Raw genomic sequence first — 22,808 nt, 5'->3', positions numbered from 1 at the left:
CAACAGTATGTCACTATTTATGTCACAAATAGGGCTTTTGTTTAAGCTGAGAACATGAAACGAGCAGAACGACTGCATGCCCTCACCGAGTCGCTGCGGCGAAGCGGAATCAACGGCATCACCGCAGACCGACTGGCCCGTGAATTTGGCGTCTCAGTACGAACCATCAAACGCGACCTCGAAGCGCTCGAACGAAGCGGGGCACCGATCTGGTCACGTACCGGGCCAGGAGGTGGCTACGGCTTGGCCGCAAGCTCAAACTTGCCACCCATCACGCTGAGCCCAGAACAAGCAGTCGCGCTGCTCACCGCGGTTTCAGCCGCAGCAGATGCGCCATACGCAGACCTCGCAGCCTCAGGCGTGCGAAAGATACTTGATGTGCTCGATCCGCGCACTCGCACCAAAGCCGACCAACTCGCTGCGCGCATCTGGGTGAACTCGGAAGAAGCGCCCTCCCGCGCCACCAAATCGGCTCTCGAAACAGCCATGACCGAACAACACGTTGCGCGCATTCGCTACGTCGATGCTGCCGGAAACGAAACACAACGCGACATCGAACCCGTGATTTTTGCCTCAAACGAGGGCCGCTGGTACCTCATCGCCTGGTGCCGCCTACGCGACGAGATGCGTTGGTTCCTAATAAGCAGGATCGCCCTCGCAAATGTCACACGCCTGCCATGCAGCGGGCACAGCGTTGCTGAGATAGGCGAACCACCCGCGAGCGCGCGAACCGTGGGCAACTAGATCGATCTGCGCTACCAAATAAGAAGAGCGTTGGATCACAACCGGTGATCCAACGCCCCTCAAATTCGGGTAGTGAAATTCAAGCGTTACTTGCCCTGCTCAGACCTGACCCTCGCAGAGATGGTCTGCATCACAGCGGTATCGGCGAGCGTCGTGGTGTCGCCGATTTCCTTACCCTCGGCCGCCTGCTTCAGCAGACGGCGCATAATCTTGCCTGAACGAGTTTTCGGAAGCTCGTTCACAATGAAGACCTGCCGTGGACGAGCAATCGCACCAATCTGCGCTGAAACATGCTGACGCAACTCGGCCTCTGCCGCCTCAGGCGTAAGCAACTGCTGCTGCGACTTCAAAATCACAAACGCCACTACCGCCTGACCGGTAGTCTCATCGTCGGCACCAACCACGGCAGCCTCAGCTACAGCGTGATGCTCAACCAGCGAAGACTCGATCTCGGTCGTGGAAAGGCGGTGACCCGACACATTCATGACGTCGTCAACCCGGCCGAGCAGCCAAATATCGCCATCCTCATCAACACGCGCGCCGTCGCCAGCGAAGTACTGATCGCCGAACTTCTCCCAATAGGTGTCGATAAAGCGCTGGTCGTCACCCCAGATGGTGCGAACCATCGACGGCCAAGGTCGGCGAATCGTGAGCAGCCCACCGTGGCCCGGATCAACACGATTGCCGTTGTCGTCAACGACATTGACATCAATACCTGGCTGAGCTGCTTGAGCGCTACCCGGCTTGAGCGAGGTGAGACCCGGCAGCGGAGCGATCATCATCGCACCGGTTTCGGTCTGCCACCAGGTGTCAACGATCGGAGCCTTTCCGCCGCCAATAACCTCGTGATACCAACGCCATGCCTCGGGGTTGATCGGCTCGCCAACACTACCAAGCACACGAATGCTGGAGAGGTCATACTGCTCCGGAACCTGACGGCCCACCTTCATGCACGAACGAATGGCGGTCGGTGCGGTGTACAAAATCGATACTTTGTACTTCTCGACGATCTGCCACCAGCGACCCCAATCTGGCGAATCAGGGGTGCCCTCATAGATCACCTGGGTGGCGCCATTCGCAAGCGGGCCGTAAACCACGTAGCTGTGCCCCGTGATCCAGCCGACATCTGCTGTGCACCAGTACACATCGCTCTCTGGCTTCAAATCGAAGACATCGCTGTGGGTTGCCGCGGCCTGCGTGAGGTAGCCGCCACTCGTGTGCAGAATGCCCTTTGGCTTGCCAGTGGTGCCGCTCGTGTAAAGAATGAACAGTGGGTTTTCGGCGGGGAAGCCCTTTGCCGTGTGCTCGCCGTCAAACGATGAAATCTCGTCGTGCCACCACAGATCGCGACCCGCCTGCATCTCGACCTCGTTGCCGCCGCGCTTCACCACGAGCACCTTTTTTACGGTGCTTGCCTTGCCATCGCCATGATCGATACGCAGTGCGTCGTCAACGGTCGGCTTCAGCGCAGAGACTCGGCCCTTGCGGTGGCCCCCGTCCGCAGTGATCACAATTTCTGCCTCAGCGTCGTCAATACGTGAGCGCAAGCTCTCAGCACTGAAACCACCAAAGACGACCGAGTGCGCGGCTCCCAAGCGCGCGCAAGCGAGCATCGCGATGACTGTCTCGGGGATCATCGGCATGTAGATTGCGACCCGGTCGCCCTGGCTCACACCGAGAGCGGTCAACATGTTCGCAGCGCGCTTCACCTCGTGGGTGAGCTCACCGTAAGTGATGGTGCGGGTGTCACCCGGTTCGCCTTCAAAATGAATCGCAACACGATCGCTGAGGCCGTTGCTGACGTGACGATCGAGGCAGTTCGCTGCAACGTTCAATTCGCCGTCTTGGAACCACTTTGCGAAGGGAGGGTTGCTCCAGTCGAGGACTTCAGTGAATGGCTTCGTCCACTTGAGTTCGCGTGCGCGACCGGCCCAATAGGCTTCGGGATCTTGAGCTGCCTTCCAGTAGACGGAAGAATCGCTCAGATTCGCTTGAGCTTTAAACTCAGCGCTCGGCGGGTAGGTCTCTACCTCGAGCGAGTGACTTTCGATCTTGCCATTGCTTGTCGTGTCGGACATCTGCGCAATCACCCTCTTGTCTGTTCCCGCACTCCGGTGTGCGGGGATACGAGCAATCGTAAAATATATCCTTCGTGGCGGCAAGTCGGAAACGCTGTTTTTGGCAGGCCTGGTGTGCTGGTGCCTTGGTGCCTTGGTGCCTTGGTGCCTTGGTGCCTTGGTGCCTTGGTGCCTTGCTGCCTTGGTGGACTTGTGCCTTGGTTCTTAGCTCACAGGGTTTGCGTTCGTGCTGAGTTGTCGATTTCTCCACAGAATTCGCTGGACCGGCAACGCGCTGAAGCAATATCGACTTTGCTGGGCAGATGAACCTCAGATATGGCGTGCAGAACCCAGCCAACACGATCGCCCTCAGCGGGAGGGCCTCTGCTGCTGCTTCGGCTTCGGCTGCTGTATCGACTTCGATTTCGGCTTCGACTACGACTGCGGCTTCGACTGCGACTGCGACTCCGACGGAGCTTGATCCGGGGCCGCCCGATGCTGCGAAGCCGGTCGTCACCCGGTCGTCGGCGCTCAGCCTCGAAGCGAAGCACGCGCTCGGAGCACTGTTGCCACTGCTCGACGATCCTAGATTGCGTGACCTCACTATTCAGGTGGTTCGCGGCAGCGTGCGAATTTGGGTCGATCGAGGCAACCAAATGCAAGAACTGAATGGCTGGCGAGCGCCACCCTCGGCAGTGCGGGCGCTCGCCGTCGCGCTCATCTCTGCCGGCGGCAGACACATTGATGAACTCACTCCCTGCGCCGACGTGCGCCTCGGAAACGGCATCAGGGTCCATGCGATTCTGCCACCTGCGAGTGTAGGCGGCGCAGCAATCTCGATCCGAGTGCCAAGACAAGAAGCCATGAGTTTTGCCGCATTGGCTCACCCAGGTTTTTGTACCATGCGACAAAAGAACGTGCTTGAGCACGCCGTCGCGAGTAAACGGAACCTTCTGATCACCGGGAGCACCGGCAGCGGTAAAACCACGGTGTTAGCGTCGCTGATCGACCTAGTGCCCAGCGCAGAACGGGTGATCACCATTGAAGATGTTGCTGAACTGCGGTTAACGCACGATCACTGGGTAGCGCTTGAAGCGAGACAAGCAAATCTCGAAGGCGCCGGTGCGCTCTCGCTCGAACGACTACTGCGCGAAGCTCTGCGAATGCGGCCCGACCGCATCGTGCTCGGCGAATGCCGTGGTGCAGAACTTCTCATTCTGCTTTCGGCTCTAAACACAGGGCACGATGGCGGTGCAGGCACCCTGCACGCGAGCAGCCTGCACGATGTGCCCGCCCGACTCGAAGCGCTCGGTGCGCTCGGAGGTCTTGGCCCACAGGCGCTGGCAAGGCAAGTGAGCGCCGCGATCCACCTGGTCATTCATCTTGAGCGTGACCAAACCGGGCAGCACCGGCTTGCCGCGCTCGGCCGCTTCGCCATTCAAGATGACGTGCTCTGCATTGAGGAGGTTGTGTGAAACGAAGCCGAGACTCGTCGAAAAAAGATTTTGTTGAGCTGCCAGAAGCAGCGGTTGCTGCCATGCGCGCTTGCGCGTTGCTCGACGGAGGGATTCCTGCGACAAGGGTCTGGCTGGTGCTTGGCAAAGAAGCGGGCGCGCCGAAACGCCTCGCTTCCGTTTCGGCCCAGATAGAAGCGGGCATGAGCGAAGAATCTGCACTGGCCCTTGGCGGGGGATCGCAATGGCAGGTACTCGCAGCCGCCTGGGGGCTTGCGCAGCAAAGTGGTGCACCGGTATCGAATGCACTGCGCCGAATTGCAGACGGGCTGCGCGATCTGGAACGCCTGCGGCAGCGAAGGCAGGTATTGCTGGCGGGGCCGCGAGCGACAATTCGGCTCGTCGCGGTGTTACCGCTCGTGGCGCTGCTTTGCGGGGTCGTGCTCGGCTTTGACCCAATCGGGGTGCTACTTACCCCCATTGGGGCTGCGATTGCGCTCGCCGGAGGCGGTCTGCTGCTGATCGGTGTGCGGTGGGCAGCAAACCTCGCCAGCCAACTGACTGCTGCAGAGTGGGTGGCTGGCCTTGAATGTGAGCTTTGCTGGATCGCGCTTTCAGGTGGCGCCGCACCGCAGATCGCGATTCGAAGAGTTGCTGATCAGATTGACCAAACCGCAATTGCTGGGCCAGAAGTACCCTGGCTTACGCTGGCGGCGTTGTGTGAGGCAGGCCCCACCCAGCAGGCCGTGCGGCTCGCAGCCACACACGGCACACCGGCAGGGCCAATGCTGCTGGCCGCAGCAAGCGCAGAGCGGGCGGGGGTGCTCAACGAACTGGAACAAGCAGCGGAGCGATTGGCTGTGCGACTGCTGATACCCATTGCTCTTTGTGTGCTGCCGTCGTTTATCGCTTTGGGTGTGCTGCCAGTGCTACTCGCCGTGCTTGGTTCGTTGGGGCCACTCGAATTTCTTTGACTTTGCCTATCTCACTACCTCGATAAGTGTACGAAAGGCGGGGTGTTACGTGACCGAAACTCACGTAACACCCCGCCTCGAGTATTACCGCGTTAGCGGCGTCGTCGCGCGAGGGCGAGGCCCGATCCAGCGATAATCGCGAGGATGGCCGCGCCGAGTGCTCCGGCCCAGATCAGCGAACTCGAACCAGTGTTTGCGAGTTGCCCGCCGGTGTTGGTGCCGGGGCCGCTCGCAACCTCGTAGGTGAGCGTCGCGATAGCCTCAGCCCGTTCATCTACCGCAGCGTGCTTGCTCGGCTCAGAAAGCACCAACGTGAAGGTGCGCTCTTCGCTCTCTGAGGTGACCTTCTTGGTGACAACGTCGACAGTCTTGTCGCCCGTTTCTCCAGCGGCCCACACGAGCACCTCATCAATTGCGTTGTAATGCTTACCCGCAACCGCTGAACCATCGACGGTCGTAACACGCACACTCGCCTCGCCGGTCCACGGATCAACCGCAGCGTCGGCGCGAGAAACCGTGAAGGTCAGGGTATCTCCGGCATCGCCGCCCTGGTCATCGCCAACCGTAAACACGGTCGCCTCCGGGGTCGGGTAAGTAATTGCGAGAGCACTGAACGGCACTGAAGCCGGCTTCGCGTACGACTCAGGAGGGTCAGTGGAAGTTACCTGGAGACCAAGCACGCGCTTCGGATCGCCAGCATTGCCCGGCTTCACGGTGATCGTGAAATCCTTCGTCGCCGCATCATTCGGCTGCCAAACCAGAGAGACAACCTCGGCGTAGCTTTCGCCATCGCCCGCCATCGGATCGTAAATCTTTACGTCGACACTCGCCCCACCCCGCCAAGGATTCACAGCACTGTCGGTGCGAGTCACCGTGAACGTGACATCTTGCTCACCGTCGCCTGCCTGATGCCCCGGCTGCTTGGCAGCTGCCGAGACCAGTTGGGGCTTGCTGATAGAGAATACAGAAGGCTCGGGCTGAGGGTACGTGATGGTGAGGTCAGTGGTGAAACCGCCACCGAGTTCAGTGTGCTCAGGCGGGGTGGGCTCAGACAGCTCCACTGTAAGCGCGACTTCGTCGCCGCCTGCAGCACCACCGATCACCTTCACCTGTACAGGCTTCGCGGTGGCAGAATTGCCAGCTGCCCAAGTGATCGTTTCATCAAGCGGTTCATAGTGGACGCCAGCCAGCGCAGTGCCGTCAACGGTACGAACACGCACGCTTGCTTCGTTGGTGTAGGGGTTTTCAACGGCATCGGTGCGCGAAACATAGAAGGTGACCTCGTCACCGTTCTCATCGACCTCAATAGATTGGTCTTCGCTGATCTCAAAGTAGCTGTTGTTTGGCTTCGGCACTGTGAGATCAAAGCGCTGCGTCATTGTATTGCCGAGTGCATCCGAAACTTCAATAGTGAAGGTCCAATCGCCAGCTGAGGTTGGTGTGCCCTTCAGTGAACTCCCGTCGACACTCAGCCAAGCAGGAGCATCTCCAGTGAGCGTTACCTGAGCCATTGGGAAGCCAGCGGTGAAAGTCACCTCGTGGGCCCACGCCTCGTTCAGGGGGATCGTCGCGCTATCTTCGCTCGTAATCGTGCTCCACACGATCGGCATTGCCACGGTGCCAGTGAAACGGTCGTTCGATTTGCTGTCCTCGGCGAAGGTGTACTCGAGAGTCTCCCAGGCCTTAATGACCTCAATACTCATCAGCGGAAGCTCTGGGTCGGGGATCGGCTTCAAATTGCCACCCGGCGCTGGGAACGAGCCGTCACGATTCGCAAGCTGTCCCGTCGCATCGTGCCTAAATTGCTTTGCGCCCTTTGGTACGTACTGCTCTGGGCCGGCGATGCGCTGTGCAGTTACGGCGAACGTGCCCTTTGACGCAGTTTCGGGGGCGTCTTGGAGGCCCACGAGCGAAGAAATAGCGTTGCCCATCGCCTGCAGGCTGACAAGACCGGTTAGACCAAAGAGGGGTTCAAGCGAGGTCGCGCCGATGGCATCCATATGTAGTCGGGTGAGCTCGGTCTTGTTGCCGAGCGCTCCGAGATTGTCGCCGATGCCGGAGTTGTGATGAATCTCTAGCGTGCGAAGATCGCTCATGTTCTCGATGCCAGCGAGACTGTCGAGCTTCGCGTACTCGATGCTGAGGTTGCGCATCTTGGTGAGGTTCACGAGGGGAGCAAGCGTCGCCACATTCGTGTAGCCAGCACTGAGGTTTGTGATTTCCGTGAGCTCGGAGAGTGGCTCAAGTGACTCGACGGCGGTCTTGTAGACGCTTATCGAGGTGAGGGTCTTAAGCGTGCGAAGAGGAGAGAGGTCGACGAGCAGCGGGTTCTGCGAAGCGGTGAAATCGCGCAGCTTTGTCGATCCGCTGAGTGGCGACAGATCTGCGAGCTGGGCATTTTTCGACAGATCAAGCTTGCTGAGTTTTTCAAGCGAGCTCAAAGGTGTGATGTCGGTGAGATTTTGGTTGCCAGTCACGCTCAGTGTGGTGAGGCCCTCGATGGTGCCGATGTCGGCGAATGAGGCGTTGCTCACCTGCGCGTCGGTGAGAGTCAGGCTATTGAGCTTCGGCATTTTCGCGGCAGCGGCGAGCGAGCCGCTTTGCGAGAAATCGTGTTTGCCGCCCGCGAAGAACAGGTTGCTGATTTTCTGCGCGTGTTCGATGCCGTCAAGCGACGATACCGAGAACTGGCTACCGCAAGACAGCCCAAAGATTGTGTTGAGCGCATCGAAGGTGACTGGGTCACTCGGTCCGCGTCCGCCGCCGAGTTTTTCATTGACGCACGCCAATAGTTGATTGTCTGCGAACCGCACAGGATCGGAGCCGGCTGGCGGATCCGCTGCGAATGCCGGCGATGCACTAGCGATGCCTGCACCTCCAACCATCGCGAACGCGGCGAGACTCGCGAGCAGTCGTCTGCTCTTCGTCAACCGCTTCTTTGTCACCTGATCCCCACGCACACGCGACATTGCTCCCCTTTGCAGACTTGATAATGCGTCATCAATCGACCGCCCTGTTTCTGCTGAGCTGCATCTACGAGAGTGGATGCGCGTCGGCATACGGCGGTCGGGTATCGGCACTAGCTTATCCAGGAGAAATCGCCTGGTCCAGGACTTATTGGACAACAAGTTGAGAATTATTTACTACTCGCTCACAACTTTCTCGCTTTGCGGAGTTCTGCACATTGGCGTCTCTTTGGTGCGATGTGGACGGGGCCGGAGCGCAAACTGGATTTCTGCCCCGGCACTTCGCCGGAGAACGGAGAAGCAAATGCGAAAGCTGCGACTAATTGGCAACCGTGCCCGCCAATTATTGAGCGAGGATCAAGGGGCCGTAACTGCTGAATATGCCGTCGTGATTATGGGCGGAGTTGCCTTTGCGGGTGTGCTCGTAGCGATCATGAGGTCGGGGGAGGTGCGTGCATTTTTGCTGAATCTTGTCGAACAGGCGCTCGGCACTGCTGGGTAGCTGGCAAAACTGAAATCGCTTCAGAACAGGGATCAGCAACCGCAGAATTTGCGATCGTCTTGCCTGCCATTTTGATGGTGCTTGTGCTGGTAATTGGGTCGATCCAATTGGCCACGGAACGGTTGTTGCTCACTTCGGCAGCCGCTGAAATCTCAAGGCTTGAGGCTCGCGGCGATTCGGTGTCGGCTAGTGCAGTGATTGGGAGGCTCGGCGGAATCGCTGGCGTGCAAATGGAGAGCGGATCTGAGGGACCGCTCTGGTGTGTGACCCTGAGCGTGAATCCCATCAAGGGAATGCTCGGCGGGCTCAAAATCACGGGCAGTGCCTGCGCCGCGATGAGCGAAACCGGCCAAGAGCAGTGAGCGAGGAACGCCTGCCATAAAGAGCGAAGTTTGTGGCGGTGAGCGCGGAATGAACGGAAGTGTGAGATGAGTGCACCGGGCCTGCTGGCGGTCGCTGCTGTCTGCATCGCGCTTGGTGTGCCGGTGCTCACTGCTGGAGTCGCCGCTGATGCGAGCCTGCGGGCAGCAGGGGCCGCCGACGCTGCTGCGCTCGCCGCAGCTGACGCTGCATCTGGCTGGATCGACGCCGATTCGTGCGAGCTGGTTGCGCAGATAGCTGCTGCGGCTTCGGTCGAGGTGGTCAGCTGCGATGTTGAAGTGGCGAGTGGTGAAGCGCGAGTGGTCGTGCGTGCGCAGACGATATTTGGTCCGGTCACCGCCCGAGCGCACGCTGCACCGCAAACGGCCTGGGGCTAGAAGATGTTCCTTCTCGCCCCAGGCCGTTTGGGTGGTGAGCTTTGCGCCGCACGCCACTGCGGGAGTGCGGCGCAAAGCATCGGGACCGTGCGCCTAGCGGGTTTCCGCTCGGCGGCGCAGGCGGTTTGCCGTGAGCGCAGCGAGTCCGAGCAGCGTCGAAACGATTGCGCCGATGAGGATCGGCGCAGGCGAGCTTGAGCCAGTGTTCGCAATCTGCGTCGTAGGGGTCACTGGCTTCACTGGTGCTGGGTCTTCTGGGCCGTCAAAGTGGTTCGTCACGGTGATCGTTGAGGGATCCTCGCCAATCGCTACTTCGTCAGAGACCTCGACGAGCACTGCGCCGCCAGTTTCGGTCTCGGTTGCCGAGCACACTGCGCCGAGTGGCACTGCCTGTGTGAACGCACCTGCGCCAGTGAATGTGTACTGCTTCGGGAAGCCGGTCACGGTGACCGCGTTCACCGAACAAATGACCTCAACCGTGAATGGGCCAGTTTTGCCGGCGGCTCCCTCACCAGCGAGTGCCTTCACAATGCGTAGTTCGCCAAGACCATTGCCAGCCCCCGTGCCGCCTGCGCCGCCGGAGCGCTCGACTGTTGCGATTGCCTGGACGTGGGAGTTGCCATTGTCTACGGTTGCTGTGTTCGGGTACTCCGCGAAGGTCGCATCGGTCACTGTCGAGCGATACTGAATAACGACAACCTCGCCTGGCGCGCTGCCTGCCGGGAGGTCGACGACAAACTCCTGTGGATCGCAGGTGATCGAGTATCGAGAGGGGTCTACTGCAACGAGATTCTGCAGTTCACCGGTTGCTGGATCAACCTTGGTAGTTGATAGCACCTCGAGCGTGCCGCACTCCATGCGCTGGCCGTCGCGCATTGGATCGGTGAAGGTGAGTAGCGGGAATGGGCCACGGGCTGAAGCGATCATCCAGCTGATTGCGCCGTCTGGCGCGGTGACGCCTTGGTCGGAGATGTTTGTCCAGCCGCCAGACTTCGCTACAAAGTTTCGGTCAATGATTGTTTCGGTAACGAGAATGCCGTCTTCGAATTCGCCACTGTTCGTGACAAAAGTGATGGTTACGTTCTCGCCGGCGCCGGCGGTCGAGTTGAACATTGTCCAAATGAAGCCGCTACCCGAGACATTTTGGTGCGATGAGACGTAGTCGGTGAAAGTGAATGTGACAACCTTGCCGACAACTTCAGCGCGGGCGCTCACTGAACCGTCTGGTGCAGTGAGATCGAAACCAGTGACTGTTGACGAGAGTTCCGCAGGCAGTGTGAGCGAGAAGGTATCGCCGGGCAGTGTGCCAGCAGGCACGGTGAAGGTGAACTCGACTTCAACTTCTGACCAGTTAACTGCGGAGTCTTCTGCGACAGAGACGCCGGTGATTACGCCGGGGACAGGCGCGGCGAAAGCGGGTGCTGCTCGCGGCGCAAATACCAGGGACATGGCGAGTGCGAGCACAGCTATTGCGGCAACTCGCAGCAACTGTGTTATCTGACTTGGGGGTGTGCCTCTGCGTGCTGGGGAGCGCATGTATTCCTCCAGGAATAGCTATTCTCGTTTTGGCTATCTTCAACTAAATAACGCTTGGTTTTTTGTAAGAAAGCTCTTATTCCAGTATGGCTGAGTCTGAACGAGAGTTCAAGGTGATCCATTGGGAGATTGGCGCAAATTCAGTCGCCCATCACCCTGTCTAGCACAAAGGTGATGTGTTTTTCGACAAGTGTAGATTTAAAGTCAGGAATTGCGCTCTAATTGCGCAATCTGCTCTGTTGAGGCCCGACGAGGAGAGTGAGGTTGGGTCCGCCTGCTGTCATGAAGGCGCAGCTGCAGAACAATGCGGTGAGCCGCATCGTTTGTCGAGAGACCGCTAGTGGTCTTGGCTGGCGTGCGGATCGAGGCCGAAGAGAGTCTCGATGGCTTCGACCGCGTCGGGAACGCGGCCCTCACGGCCAAGGGTGCGAATGCGGGTCATTGGGGTGTGTAAGAGCTTGCCGGTGAAGCGTCTCAGTGCCGCCTCCACCTCGGCAGCGCGAATATCGCTTTCGCTGTCACCAGCTTGAGCGGCTTCACCGTCGGAACTGAGCGCCGGCGTCGAGCTCAAGTCGAAGTGGTCGGGCGATTTGGCTGAATCACTTTGCATTGGCGTGTTCAGCGTGGCGCCGGCAGCTTTTCGGGCTCGACAAAGCTCGTCCTCGAGAATGCCAAAGACGTGAGAGCGCAGGGCGAGGAGCACCGGGAGGGCGTCGCGTTCAGCCTGAGACGCCGAGAATTCCGCAGCGGCAGCGAGCACGATTTCTTGCGCCTCTGCTTCGGCGCTGAGCTCTTCAACGGGGGAGTGTTTTGCGATTGTTTCTAGGTCGAGCAGTTCGATGCCTGCCAATTCAGCGACAGCGGGATCGATGTTTCGGGGCATTCCAAGGTCGATCAGGAGCAGCGGCCGCGAGCGAGTTTCGCCTGTTTGGTGAGAAGTGTGCGCCTTGTCGTGCCATGCCCTAAATGATTCGGGAGTCAGGACCGGGTCATCGGCGCGGGTGCAGGCAACCACCAGATCTGCCTCGGTGAGGGCGTGAGCCAAGCCGCCAATTGGCACCGGAGTGAGTTCGTGCTGAGCTGCGTACTCTGCGGCCCGGCCCGATTGCGAGAAGACGTGTATCGTTTCGACGCCGCGTGCGCGAAGTGCCGAAACCGTCGCCCCAGAATATGCGCCAGTGCCGATGAGTAGCACTTTTGCTTGCTCCCAAGTGGGGATGCGGGCTTCGGAAATACGTAGCGCGAGCCGCACGAGTGACCGGCCCGACGAGCGAATGTCGGTGCGATGACCGACCTCTCGTGAGGTGCGGGTTGCGGTGCGAAAGAGGTGTTCAAGATTGTGGGTGAGTGTGCCAAGCTCGCGGGCGTCATCGTGTGCTCGACGAACTTGGCCGGCGATTTCGCTTTCGCCCACTACCGCCGATTTGAGGCCGGCTGCGACCGAAAAAAGATGCTCGACTGTCTCTCGGTCAGTGCCAAAGTGCAGGCTGTTACGCAATTGTTGCTCAGCGATTCCCGAAGCAGCCGCGATGCGGGCGAGTACCGCGTCGCTGCGAGAGGCGCCCGCTTCGGCGTACACCTCAAAACGGTTGCAGGTTGCTACCACGACAGAACCCGCGGTGAGAGTGGGGTCGTCGAGCGCCGCAGCGATGTCTTCGCTGCGTTTTGAAAGTTGCTCAAGCAGTTCGAACGGGGTGCGTTCGATGCTAAAAGAAAAAGAAAGGAGCATTCGAGTTTTCTTAAGTTTTTGGCGGTAATCTGCTGCCGAACCGGAGAGTTTCGTGTTCGGATAGTTAAGGAAATCACCCTAAGCTGAGCACATCTGATCTAACACATCAGATCTATGAGCTAACATCTCGTCCGATGAAACTTTCTGCTGACACCCACCCACTTGTTTCCGGTCAAACAAGTGATGCCCCGCTGATCCGCGCGCTTCGAGGCGACCGACCAGAGACCACGCCGGTGTGGTTTATGCGGCAAGCAGGCCGCTCGCTACCCGAGTACCGCGCGCTCCGCTCGGAGCATCGCATGCTCGACGCGTGTGTGAATCCCGAGCTTGCAGCCGAAATCACACTTCAGCCGGTGCGCAGACATGGAGTGGATGCCGCCGTCTTTTTCAGCGACATCGTTGTGCCGATGATGCTGGCCGGGGTCAACGTAGACCTCGTCGCGGGACGTGGTCCGGTGTTTGCTGAGCCGGTTCGCACGGCAGCAGATGTTGCGCGTTGCCGCGCTGAATTCACGCCCGAACGCCTCCGGGCTGCCCTCGGCCCGATCCGTGAGGCCGTCTCACTCACGGTCGCAGAGCTAGGCGCCACTCCGCTGATCGGATTCGCGGGGGCACCGTTTACCCTCGCCGCCTACCTCGTCGAGGGCGGGCCGTCACGTGAGCACCTTCGTGCACGCGCACTGATGCACTCTGACCCCGACACCTGGCGCGAACTACTCGAGTGGGCCGCCGATCTGAGCGCTGTCTTCCTCGAAGCGCAGGTTGAGGCGGGCGCTAGCGCAGTGCAACTCTTTGATTCGTGGGCCGGTTCGTTGAGTGTCAATGATTATCGAGCTCATGTCGCGCCAGCCTCTGAGCGTGCGCTCTCGCTCGTGCGCGGCATTGGCTACCGGCACCCCGAAATGCACGGCTACGCAGACGCGCCGCTATCGGTTCCGGTGATCCACTTTGCGGTCGGTTCGGGCCACCTGCTTGAAGAACTTGCAGCCATCGATCCGAACGCAATCGGCGTCGACTGGCGAACACCGCTCGACGAAGCAAGTGCTCGCCTAGGCCACAGATTCCCACTGCAGGGCAACCTCGATCCAGCGTTCCTGAGCGCTCCTGAACCGGTGCTTGCAGCGCACTTGAACGAGGTGCTGAGCCGGGGTGAAGCCGCGCCAGCGCACATCCTGAACCTCGGCCACGGCGTGCCCCCAGAAACCGATCCAACGGTACTCACCCGCATCGTTGAACTCGCACACGCGTACTAGCAACAAGATTTCTTATGCCAGCTTCAGAACTCCCCGTCGCGAGGTTCACCGACCCCGCAAACCGGCATATTGCCGTGGTCGGCGGCGGAATTTCTGGGCTGGTAGCTGCGCGCGAACTCGCTAAAACCGGGGTACGGGTGTCGATCTGGGAGCAAGAGCCGACGCTCGGAGGCCGAATACGCGCGACTGAGCTCGCGGGGGTGCCCGCCGACATGGGGGCCGAGGCATTTGCGAGCCGGGGCGGCACCGTCGCCTGCTATCTCGCAGAGCTCGGGCTGGCGAAAGACATTGTGTACCCGGCTCCACTCGGATCTTGGGTGCTCGCCGGCGACCAGGCACTCCCGCTGCCGCGCGGGGGAGCCATTGGCATTCCAGCTCAACCCCTGTCGAAAGAAGCCCGGCGGCACCTTGGGATTCGCGGCTCGCTGCGCGCCGCAATCGAACCGTGGCTGCCGCTGCGCTCAGCAAAACTTGGTGAAGATCCGACCATTGCCGACCTGGTTTCTACTCGGCTTGGCTCTCGTGTGCTCGAACGACTGGTGCGCCCGGTCACGCTCGGGGTCTACTCGAGCGACCCGGAGAAGCTTCGGCTCTCGGCGGTGCCGGGGCTTGACGCCGCGTATCAGCGTGAGCGATCGCTGATCAAAGCCGCTAAAAAACTGCGCCAGGCAAGTAGCGCTGCGGGCGGTGCGGTTGCGGCGCTTTCAGGTGGAATGACGCCGCTGATTCGTGCACTTGAAGCCGAAATCAGACGGCTCGGTTGTGAGGTTCACCCAGGCGTTGAAGTTGCTGAGCTGCGCAGCCGCGATCACGGCGCTTGGCAACTTTGCGATCGAAACGGTGCGGTTCTCACCCGGGCAGATGCGGTGTTGCTCGCGGTGCCTGAGGCAGCTGCGCACGGGCTTGTCACTCTGCCGGGGGAAGCTCCCGAACACGACGAGGTTGAGGTGATCGCTCTAGCGGTCGAGAACTCTCGCCTTGATACTGCTCCCCGCGGTACCGGTGTGCTGATTGCCGCTGGTTCAGTGGGCGCGCGTGGGCAGCGCGAAGATTCTGCTGCGCTGGATCAGCCAGCCGACCAGGCATCTGGCAATGTGGCAAAAGAGAATCTGATTCTCGCGAAAGCTCTCACCCATGTCACCGCGAAATGGCCTGATCGGGCTGCCGCACGCCCTTCCGGGCAGCACGTATTGCGACTCTCGTACGGTCGGGCGGGAATCCGGCCTGAAACGTTGGAACTCTCAGACGCTGCCGCGTTTGAGCGGGCCCGGGTTGACGCTGAGCAGATTCTTGGTATTGCAATTGCTGCAGAACAGGTCGTGGACCGGGCCAGGCAGCGTTGGCACATCGCCGCGCCTTCGCAGAACAGGCCGAACGTCGAGGCGCCACCCGGCATTGCCCTCAGCGGCGACTGGGTGCACGGCACAGGTCTTGCCTCTGTGATTCCAGGTGCGCTCAAAGCTGCACAAGAACTCTTCGCATGGCTCATTGCTGAGCCCGTGCATCCCTGCCACTCCGAACCCGAAAGTGAAGTTCGACCAGAATGACCATGAAGTCCGCCCATTCTGCGCCTATCGCGCATTCGTCGGCGACACCCGCACCGCTTCCCGAGGGCCATCCCGCCGCTGGCCGACCCAACGCTGGGAAAGTCACGAGGCCAAGCGGCGAGGTTTCGGCCGAACCGGGCCTGATCCGAATTGGCACGCGGGGGAGCGCGCTTGCGGTGTCGCAGACGACAACTGTCGCTGAACAAATCGCTCTCGCTACGGGATACGAAGTGGCGTTGGTGATCATCACCACACACGGTGATGTTTCGCGAGCTCCGCTAGCACAGCTCGGCGGCACCGGTGTGTTTGTCAGCGCGCTGCGTGATGCTCTGCTCGGTGGCGAGTGCGACCTGGCGGTGCACTCGCTCAAAGATCTGCCGACCGGTCCCTGCGAAGGGATTTCGCTCGGTGCCGTTCCGGTGCGAGCGGATCCACGGGACGCACTTTGCTCGCGCGATGGGTTCACACTCGAAACGTTGCCGGTCGCCGCGAAAGTTGGCACTGGATCGCCCCGCAGGGCAGCGCAGCTTCTTGCGCGCCGCCCCGATCTTCAAGTCTCTGATCTTCGAGGCAATGTTGATACCCGCCTCGGACGCGTCGGGAATGATCTCGACGCGGTCGTGCTTGCTGCGGCCGGGCTTGACCGAATCGGCAGAGCTGACGCGATTGCTGAACGCTTCGAACTGAGTGATGCTCCGCCTGCGCCCGGACAGGGTGCGCTCGCCATTGAAGTGCGCAGTGCCGATGTCGCCGCCGAACCTTTTCGCACCGCGCTCGCGGCGCTCGACGAGGCCAAGGCCCGGGCGGAAGCGCTCGCAGAACGATTTTTGCTCGGCACACTTGAAGCCGGTTGTGCAGCACCGATCGGCGCAACCGCATCACTCACTGATGGGGTGCTGACTCTGAGTGCTTCGGTGTATCGACTCGACGGTAGTGAACAGCTCACCGCAAGCGCTTCGCTGTCGTTTGATGCAGCTGCGCCAGATGCTGAGATTCCAGCTGAGCTTGGTCGTATAGTTGCCGCGGCGTTGCTTGAGCGTGGCGCTGAAGAACTTGCACCACTTCGAGGCACCCGATGAGCGCGGCGGTTCCGCTTGCCGGAATGCGCGTGTTGGTGCCGCGCGATGGATCCTCAGGCGAACAGATCGGTGATCTTGTGCGCGAGCGCGGCGGTGCGCCAGTGCTTGTGCGCCTGATCAAACACGCAGAACCGAGCGATGCTGCAGCGCTGCACGACGCCATCTCGCTCTGGAACAGTGGCTATTTTGATTGGCTGGTTGTGACCAGTGCCAGAACAGTCGAGGTGCTGCTTGAGACGGGTGCGAGGCGAGACATCGGTCGAATCGCTGCAGTTGGCCCGGCAACGGCGAAAGCGTTGAGCGAAGCGGGCTTCCGTGTAGCCCTCACCCCGGAGTGCGAGTTTACGGGAGAGGCGCTTGGCTTGGCGCTGACCGAAGAACTGCGGGCAAATGCTGTGCCCGGGGGCAGCGCTCGTGTGCTGTTGCCGCTCTCTGAAATTGCTGAGCCAACGGTTGAACGCGCACTGTTTGATGCGGGCCACCAGCCCACCAGGGTCACCGCGTACTGCACTGCTCCAGCTCCGGCAGAACCCCTGAACGATGCCGCGCTTGCGAGTGAGCTTGAGGCGGTTCTGGTGTTTAGCGCTTCTGGGGCACGGGCGCTTGCGACCCGGTTTGCGCCGCTCCCAGAACGCACGATTATCGCGGCGATCGGCCAGCCGACCGCGCGTATTTTGACCGGCCTCAAGATGCCGCCCAATGTGATCGCCACTGAACACACAGCCGAGGGCGTGGTCGAAGAACTCGCTGCCTATTGTGAGCGGCTCACCGGATCGCCCTGATCCGCTACAAATCTTGACGAAGCCAGCGGGGGTTGTCTGTCAGAAAACGCCTGGCGATCCTTCGTGATTTTCAAATCTTCTAATGCTTGAACCCAAGGAAACAATCATGATTCCAACCATCCGTCCACGCCGCTTGCGGGCGACTCCCGCGCTGCGCAATCTCGCAGCCGAAACTCGCTTGCATCCCGCCGAACTCGTATTGCCGCTGTTCGTGCGCGAGGGAATCACTGAGCCGCGCCCAATCACATCGATGCCTGGCGTGGTGCAGCACACAGTTGATTCGCTGCGTGGTGCCGTGGCTGAGGCAGCCGAGGCTGGCGTAGGCGGAGTGATGCTTTTCGGCATTCCTGAGGTGCGTGACGCAGTGGGCAGCGCGGCCGATGATCCGAACGGGATACTGAACGTGGCGACCAGGGCTGTTGTTGCCGAAGCTGGCGACGCGCTCGTGGTGCAGACCGACCTCTGCCTTGACGAATTTACCGACCACGGGCACTGTGGAGTGCTCGCTGATGCCCGCACCCCCGGTGCTGTAGCGGGCGTCGACAATGATGCGACGTTAGAGCGCTACCGGGCGATGGCACTCGCGCAAGCCGAGTCGGGCTCTGCGCTGCTGGGGCTTTCGGGCATGATGGACGGCCAGGTGGCGGCGGTTCGTGCGGCTCTCGACGAGCAAGGGTTTAGTCACACCGCGCTGCTGGCCTATTCAGCTAAGTATGCGTCGGCGTTTTATGGGCCGTTTCGTGAAGCAGTTGATTCTCAGCTCACAGGTGACCGCCGGGGTTACCAGATGGATCCAGCGAATCGACGCGAGGGACTACGCGAGGTGGAACTAGATATCGCCGAAGGCGCAGATGTCGTGATGGTGAAACCTGCAATGAGCTACCTAGACGTGCTCGCAGACGTTTCTGAGACAAGCTCTGTGCCAGTGTGGGCGTACCAGGTTTCTGGTGAAGCGGCCATGATCGAGGCAGCGGCAGCAAACGGGTGGATCGACCGGCAGCGAGCCATTGAAGAATCTGTGATCGGTATTAAGCGTGCAGGGGCAGATGCCATTCTGAGCTACTTCGCTACCGAACTTGCGGGGTGGATCCGATGAATTTTGATGAGATGAAGTTTCAAGCGCAACACACTCCGCGCTCTGCAGAGTATGCGGCTCGCGCCACCAGGGTGATTCCCGGCGGCGTAAACTCGCCCGTTCGTGCCTACGGCTCGGTCGGTGGCACGCCACGATTCTTTGTCAGCGGATCAGGGGCCACCGTTACCGACGCCGACGGCAATGACTATGTTGACCTTGTTGGACAGTGGGGGCCAGCGCTACTCGGTCACGCCGAGCCGACAGTAGTTGCCGCCGTACAAGAAGCAGCCGCGCACGGTCTCGGCTTCGGAGCTTCAGTGCCCGCCGAAGCTGAACTGGCCGAAGAGATTATTGCTCGAATGCCCGAAGTAGAGCGGGTGCGCATGGTATCAACCGGCACCGAAGCAACCATGACTGCCATTCGAATCGCGAGAGGCGCGACCGGGCGACCGCTCATCATTAAGTTTGCCGGTCACTATCACGGACACTCAGATGGCCTGCTTGCCGCTGCAGGCTCGGGGCTCGCCACATTTAGTCTGCCAGGATCGGCAGGCGTCACCGAAGCCACCGCAGGGCAGACGCTTGTGCTGCCCTACAACAACCTGGTCGCGATCGCCGACGCTTTCGCGCGGCACGAGGGCCAGATCGCTGCGGTGATCACCGAGTCGGCCGCAGCGAACATGGGCGTACTGCCGCCAGACCCAGGATTCACCGAGGGACTCATCACCCTCGCGCATCGCAATGGTGCGCTCGTGATTACCGATGAAGTTCTCACCGGATTCCGGGCGGGCCCCTCAGGGTATTGGGGAATCGAACGCGACACGATTCCCGCGAACGTTCGCCCAGATCTTTTTACGTTCGGCAAAGTAGTTGGCGGCGGCCTACCATTGGCCGCGATCGGTGGCCGCGCTGAACTGATGGATCTGCTCGCCCCGCTCGGTCCCGTCTATCAGGGCGGCACCCTCTCCGGTAACCCGATCGCCGTCGCCGCGGGCCTTGCCACCCTGCGCGGTGCAGATACAGCAGCCTACGAGAGACTTGCCGCGGCAGCCGATGCGCTAGAGATTGAAGTGACCCGCGCCCTTGGCGAAGCAGGGGTGGCCCACCGGGTGCAACGCGCCGGAACTCTGCTGAGCGTGCTCTTTGGTGACTTCCCGGTAGCACCGGCAAACTACGACCAAGTGCTCACACAAGACACCGCGAAGCACCGCGCTTTCTTCCACGCAATGCTGGCCGGTGGCGTGAACCTGCCGCCGAGTGCATTCGAAGCCTGGTTTGTGAGTGCGGCCCACAACGAAACAGCGATCGCCCGGATCGCCGAGGCGCTGCCAGCAGCGGCAAGAGCGGCGGCTGCGGCGTAGATCTGTTCGCTTTCGACACGTGCGGAGTGAAGCTGAGACGCGGCCAGGTTCGCATCAGCCTGACCGTGCAGACTATGTTTTAGAGAGAGGCCTAGCGTTCACACGCAGCGCCATCATTGACATAGAGTGGTGCCCCAGGACCGCATCACACTTAGATATACCTTGAGAAGGAGCGCTGTGGGCGCGAAGAAACTCGTTATTGTGGAGTCCCCGACGAAGGCGAAGACCATCGGCGGGTACCTCGGCGACGACTATGAAGTAATCGCTTCAGTCGGACACATTCGAGACCTCGCCGAACCCTCAGAACTCCCGGCGGAGCTGAAAAAGGGCCCGTTTGGCAAGTTCGCGGTAGACGTTGAGCAGGACTTCGCTCCGTACTACGTGGTCAACGCAAACAAGAAGAAAACTGTCACCGAGCTCAAGCGGGCGCTAAAAGATGCGGACGAGCTGTGGCTCGCAACCGATGAGGACCGCGAGGGTGAAGCCATCGCGTGGCATCTGCTTGAAGTGCTCAAGCCAAAGGTTCCGGTTCGCCGAATGGTGTTCCACGAGATCACCAAAGAAGCGATCGAGCAGGCGAAAGCAAACACGCGTGACATCGACTTTGCGTTGGTAGACGCTCAAGAAACCCGTCGTATCCTCGACCGGCTCTACGGGTACGACATCTCGCCAGTGCTCTGGCGCAAGGTCGCACCGAAGCTCTCGGCCGGCCGTGTGCAGTCGGCTGCAACCCGTATTGTTGTCGATCGTGAGCGTGAGCGCATGGCGTTCGTCGCTGCCGAGTACTGGGACCTCTCTGCACAGTTCAACCCCGGTGCCGACGCGAGCGATCCAACTCAATTTGAGGCGAAACTGGTTCGCCTCGATGGTGAGCGCTTGGCAACCGGTGCTGACTTCAACGACCTGGGTGAGCTGAAAGAAAAGTCACGCCAGGCAGGTGTCGTACTGCTGCCGCAGACCCGGGCCGAAGCGCTCGCCGCCGCGCTGACCGGCGCAAATGCCGAGGTGCTCTCGGTCGAGACGAAACCGCACACGAGGCGTCCGGCACCTCCGTTCACCACCTCGACCCTGCAGCAGGAAGCTTCGCGCAAACTTCGCTACAGTTCGCGTCAGACCATGTCGCACGCACAGTCGCTCTACGAGAACGGCTACATCACTTATATGCGTACCGACTCGCCAACGCTCTCGAAGCAGGCGATTGAGGCAGCGCGCAAGCAGGCTGCTGCCCTCTACGGCGCCGAAACTCTGCCAGACGCACCCCGCGTCTACACGGGTAAGGCAAAGGGCGCTCAGGAGGCGCACGAGGCAATTCGTCCGGCTGGCGACACCTTCGCCCGCCCGACCGAACTCAAGGGCAAGCTCACTCAGGGTGACTATGCGCTCTACGAGCTGATCTGGAAGCGCACCGTCGCAAGCCAGATGGCTGATGCAAAGGGCTCGACCGATACCGTCACCCTCGGCGTCTCAGTCGCCGACGCTGCCGCAAAAACCGGAACAGCTGCGGCTGAATTCACCGCTAGTGGCACCGTGATTACCTTCCCAGGCTTCTTGCTCGCCTACGAAGAGGGCAAAGACGAAAAGCGCGGCGCGAAAGACCAGAGCGTTGACCTGCCGCAGCTTGCAAAGGGACAGCGTCTCGCTGTCGTTGAGCCAGAGGCAAAGGGCCACGAAACGAGCCCACCACCACGCTTTACTGAGGCCAGCTTGACGAAGCGCCTCGAAGATCTCGGCATTGGCCGACCATCGACCTATGCGGCGATTATCGGCACGATTACTGATCGCGGCTACGTCACCAAGAAGGGCCAGGCGCTTGTTCCAAGCTGGATCGCGTTCTCGGTGGTGCGTCTACTTGAAGAGCACTTCTCAGAGCTCGTGAACTACGACTTCACCGCTGAAATGGAGGGCGACCTCGACCGCATCGCAGCGGGTGAGGCCGAGCGTGCAGCCTGGCTACGCGACTTCTACTTCGGAAGCGACAACCACCCCGGCCTGCGAGGAGTGGTTGATAACCTCGGTGAGATTGACGCTCGTGCGATTAATACGATTCGTATTGACGACGAGATTTCACTGCGCAATGGCAAGTACGGCCCCTACCTTGAAGTCTTTGACGACAAGTGCGAGGTCGGCGAAGACGGAGCGCTCAAGCCACGCAGCGTGAACATTCCTGACGGCCTCGCGCCCGATGAATTGACCGCCGCCCGTGCCCACGAACTTGCCGACGCCGAACCGCTCGAAGACCGCATTGTCGGTCTGCACCCGGTAACCGGTAAGCGGATCGCGGCCAAGAATGGCCGCTTCGGTCCATATGTCACCGAGCTGCCAGACGAAGACGAAGAACTGCCAAAGGGCCACAAAGCTCGCACCGCTTCGCTATTCAAGAGCATGGACCCGGCAACTGTTGAGCTTGACACGGCTGTTGCGCTGCTTGATTTGCCGCGCGTGGTTGGTGCCGACGCTGATGGCACCGAAATCACCGCGCAAAACGGCCGCTACGGTGCCTACCTGAAGAAGGGCACCGACACTCGTACGCTGCCGAGCGAAGACGCAATCTTCTCGATTGATCTTGCCGGTGCCGAAGAGCTGTTTGCGCAGCCAAAGTACGGTGCACGCAAGGCGTCGAGTGCGCTGAAAGAGTTTGACGCGGACCCAGTGAGCGGTAAGCCAGTGAAAGTGAAAGACGGGCGATTCGGCCCATACGTCACCGACGGCGAAACGAACGCGACGATCCCACGTGGCGATAGCGTTGAAGACATTACTTTCGAGCGTGCCACCGAATTGCTCGCGATTAAGCGCGCAAAGGGACCAGTCAAGCGCAAGACCGCCGCGAAAAAGCCAGCAGCGAAAAAGCCTGCCGCCAAGAAACCAGCCGCCAAGAAGACGGCGACCGGCGCGAAGAAGGCGGTTGACCCTAAGCGTTCAGAGGCCGCAAAGAAGGCAGCAGCTACCCGCGCTGCGAAGAAGGCGGCCGAGGCTGCCGCCGCGGCAGAGTAA

At 60.5% G+C, this 22,808-nt stretch carries 17 protein-coding genes; 13 read left to right on the top strand and 4 right to left on the bottom strand.

Annotation, left to right across the window (positions count from 1 at the left end; translation table 11 throughout):
• Positions 1-54: 54 nt before the first annotated feature.
• Positions 55-744, top strand: coding sequence for a YafY family protein (locus tag QBL02_RS03060; protein WP_282724884.1), 690 nt, complete (start codon positions 55-57; stop codon positions 742-744).
• An 86-nt stretch (positions 745-830) separates the two neighbouring features.
• Here the strand turns inward: QBL02_RS03060 and acs are convergent, their stop codons facing one another.
• Positions 831-2,822 (bottom strand): acetate--CoA ligase, encoded by a 1,992-nt coding sequence (gene acs, locus QBL02_RS03055; protein ID WP_282724882.1) that lies wholly within the window; start codon positions 2,820-2,822, stop codon positions 831-833.
• A 302-nt stretch (positions 2,823-3,124) separates the two neighbouring features.
• On the opposite strand from acs, the gene QBL02_RS03050 reads away from it, so the two are divergent.
• Both QBL02_RS03050 and QBL02_RS03045 read left to right on the top strand, forming a co-directional pair.
• A complete protein-coding gene (locus tag QBL02_RS03050; RefSeq protein WP_282724881.1) occupies positions 3,125-4,276 on the top strand; it encodes an ATPase, T2SS/T4P/T4SS family in 1,152 nt (383 codons plus the stop codon).
• Positions 4,273-5,229 (top strand): type II secretion system F family protein, encoded by a 957-nt coding sequence (locus QBL02_RS03045; RefSeq protein WP_282724879.1) that lies wholly within the window; start codon positions 4,273-4,275, stop codon positions 5,227-5,229. The genes QBL02_RS03050 and QBL02_RS03045 overlap by 4 nt, the downstream gene beginning before the upstream one ends.
• Positions 5,230-5,321: 92 nt before the next feature.
• On the opposite strand, the gene QBL02_RS03040 is transcribed toward QBL02_RS03045, so the two are convergent.
• Positions 5,322-8,198: a Calx-beta domain-containing protein gene (locus QBL02_RS03040; protein ID WP_282724877.1), complete on the bottom strand. Its 2,877-nt coding sequence runs from the start codon at positions 8,196-8,198 to the stop codon at positions 5,322-5,324.
• Positions 8,199-8,499: 301 nt separating this feature from the next.
• On the opposite strand from QBL02_RS03040, the gene QBL02_RS03035 reads away from it, so the two are divergent.
• From QBL02_RS03035 to QBL02_RS03025, 3 genes are all read left to right on the top strand, one after another.
• The gene (locus tag QBL02_RS03035) at positions 8,500-8,697 is read left to right on the top strand and encodes a DUF4244 domain-containing protein (RefSeq protein WP_282724876.1); all 198 of its coding nucleotides are present in this window, start codon (positions 8,500-8,502) and stop codon (positions 8,695-8,697) included.
• Positions 8,698-8,711: 14 nt separating this feature from the next.
• Positions 8,712-9,059 carry a TadE family protein gene (locus QBL02_RS03030; RefSeq protein ID WP_282725273.1) on the top strand — a complete coding sequence of 116 codons (348 nt, stop codon included), beginning with the start codon at positions 8,712-8,714 and terminating at the stop codon, positions 9,057-9,059.
• A gap of 66 nt (positions 9,060-9,125) precedes the next feature.
• Positions 9,126-9,455 (top strand): hypothetical protein, encoded by a 330-nt coding sequence (locus tag QBL02_RS03025; RefSeq protein ID WP_282724874.1) that lies wholly within the window; start codon positions 9,126-9,128, stop codon positions 9,453-9,455.
• A 93-nt stretch (positions 9,456-9,548) separates the two neighbouring features.
• Here QBL02_RS03025 and QBL02_RS03020 read toward each other — a convergent pair whose 3' ends face one another.
• Positions 9,549-10,991 (bottom strand): Ig-like domain-containing protein, encoded by a 1,443-nt coding sequence (locus QBL02_RS03020; protein WP_282724873.1) that lies wholly within the window; start codon positions 10,989-10,991, stop codon positions 9,549-9,551.
• A 337-nt stretch (positions 10,992-11,328) separates the two neighbouring features.
• Complete coding sequence (locus tag QBL02_RS03015; RefSeq protein WP_282724872.1) at positions 11,329-12,720, bottom strand: glutamyl-tRNA reductase; 1,392 nt, start codon at positions 12,718-12,720, stop codon at positions 11,329-11,331.
• Between the two features lie 134 nt (positions 12,721-12,854).
• Between QBL02_RS03015 and hemE the strand changes: the two genes are divergently transcribed.
• The 7 genes from hemE to topA all read left to right on the top strand — a co-directional run bounded on the left by hemE (position 12,855) and on the right by topA (position 22,808).
• Positions 12,855-13,973, top strand: a complete 1,119-nt coding sequence (gene hemE / locus QBL02_RS03010; protein WP_282724871.1) for a uroporphyrinogen decarboxylase — start codon at positions 12,855-12,857, stop codon at positions 13,971-13,973.
• 14 nt (positions 13,974-13,987) lie between these two features.
• Complete coding sequence (locus QBL02_RS03005; protein WP_282724870.1) at positions 13,988-15,520, top strand: FAD-dependent oxidoreductase; 1,533 nt, start codon at positions 13,988-13,990, stop codon at positions 15,518-15,520.
• Between the two features lie 2 nt (positions 15,521-15,522).
• The gene (gene hemC, locus QBL02_RS03000; RefSeq protein WP_282724869.1) at positions 15,523-16,599 is read left to right on the top strand and encodes a hydroxymethylbilane synthase; all 1,077 of its coding nucleotides are present in this window, start codon (positions 15,523-15,525) and stop codon (positions 16,597-16,599) included.
• A complete protein-coding gene (locus QBL02_RS02995) occupies positions 16,596-17,381 on the top strand; it encodes a uroporphyrinogen-III synthase (RefSeq protein ID WP_282724868.1) in 786 nt (261 codons plus the stop codon). The genes hemC and QBL02_RS02995 overlap by 4 nt, the downstream gene beginning before the upstream one ends.
• A gap of 106 nt (positions 17,382-17,487) precedes the next feature.
• Positions 17,488-18,477 carry a porphobilinogen synthase gene (hemB, locus tag QBL02_RS02990; RefSeq protein WP_282724866.1) on the top strand — a complete coding sequence of 330 codons (990 nt, stop codon included), beginning with the start codon at positions 17,488-17,490 and terminating at the stop codon, positions 18,475-18,477.
• Between the two features lie 11 nt (positions 18,478-18,488).
• Entirely contained in the window at positions 18,489-19,817 is a 1,329-nt protein-coding gene (locus tag QBL02_RS02985; RefSeq protein WP_282725272.1) for a glutamate-1-semialdehyde 2,1-aminomutase, read from the top strand.
• A 177-nt stretch (positions 19,818-19,994) separates the two neighbouring features.
• Entirely contained in the window at positions 19,995-22,808 is a 2,814-nt protein-coding gene (topA, locus tag QBL02_RS02980; RefSeq protein WP_282724865.1) for a type I DNA topoisomerase, read from the top strand.

The sequence above is a fragment of the Leucobacter sp. UT-8R-CII-1-4 genome (assembly GCF_030010235.1).
Lineage (GTDB): Bacteria > Actinomycetota > Actinomycetes > Actinomycetales > Microbacteriaceae > Leucobacter.
This window is presented reverse-complemented; position numbering and strand designations above follow the sequence as displayed.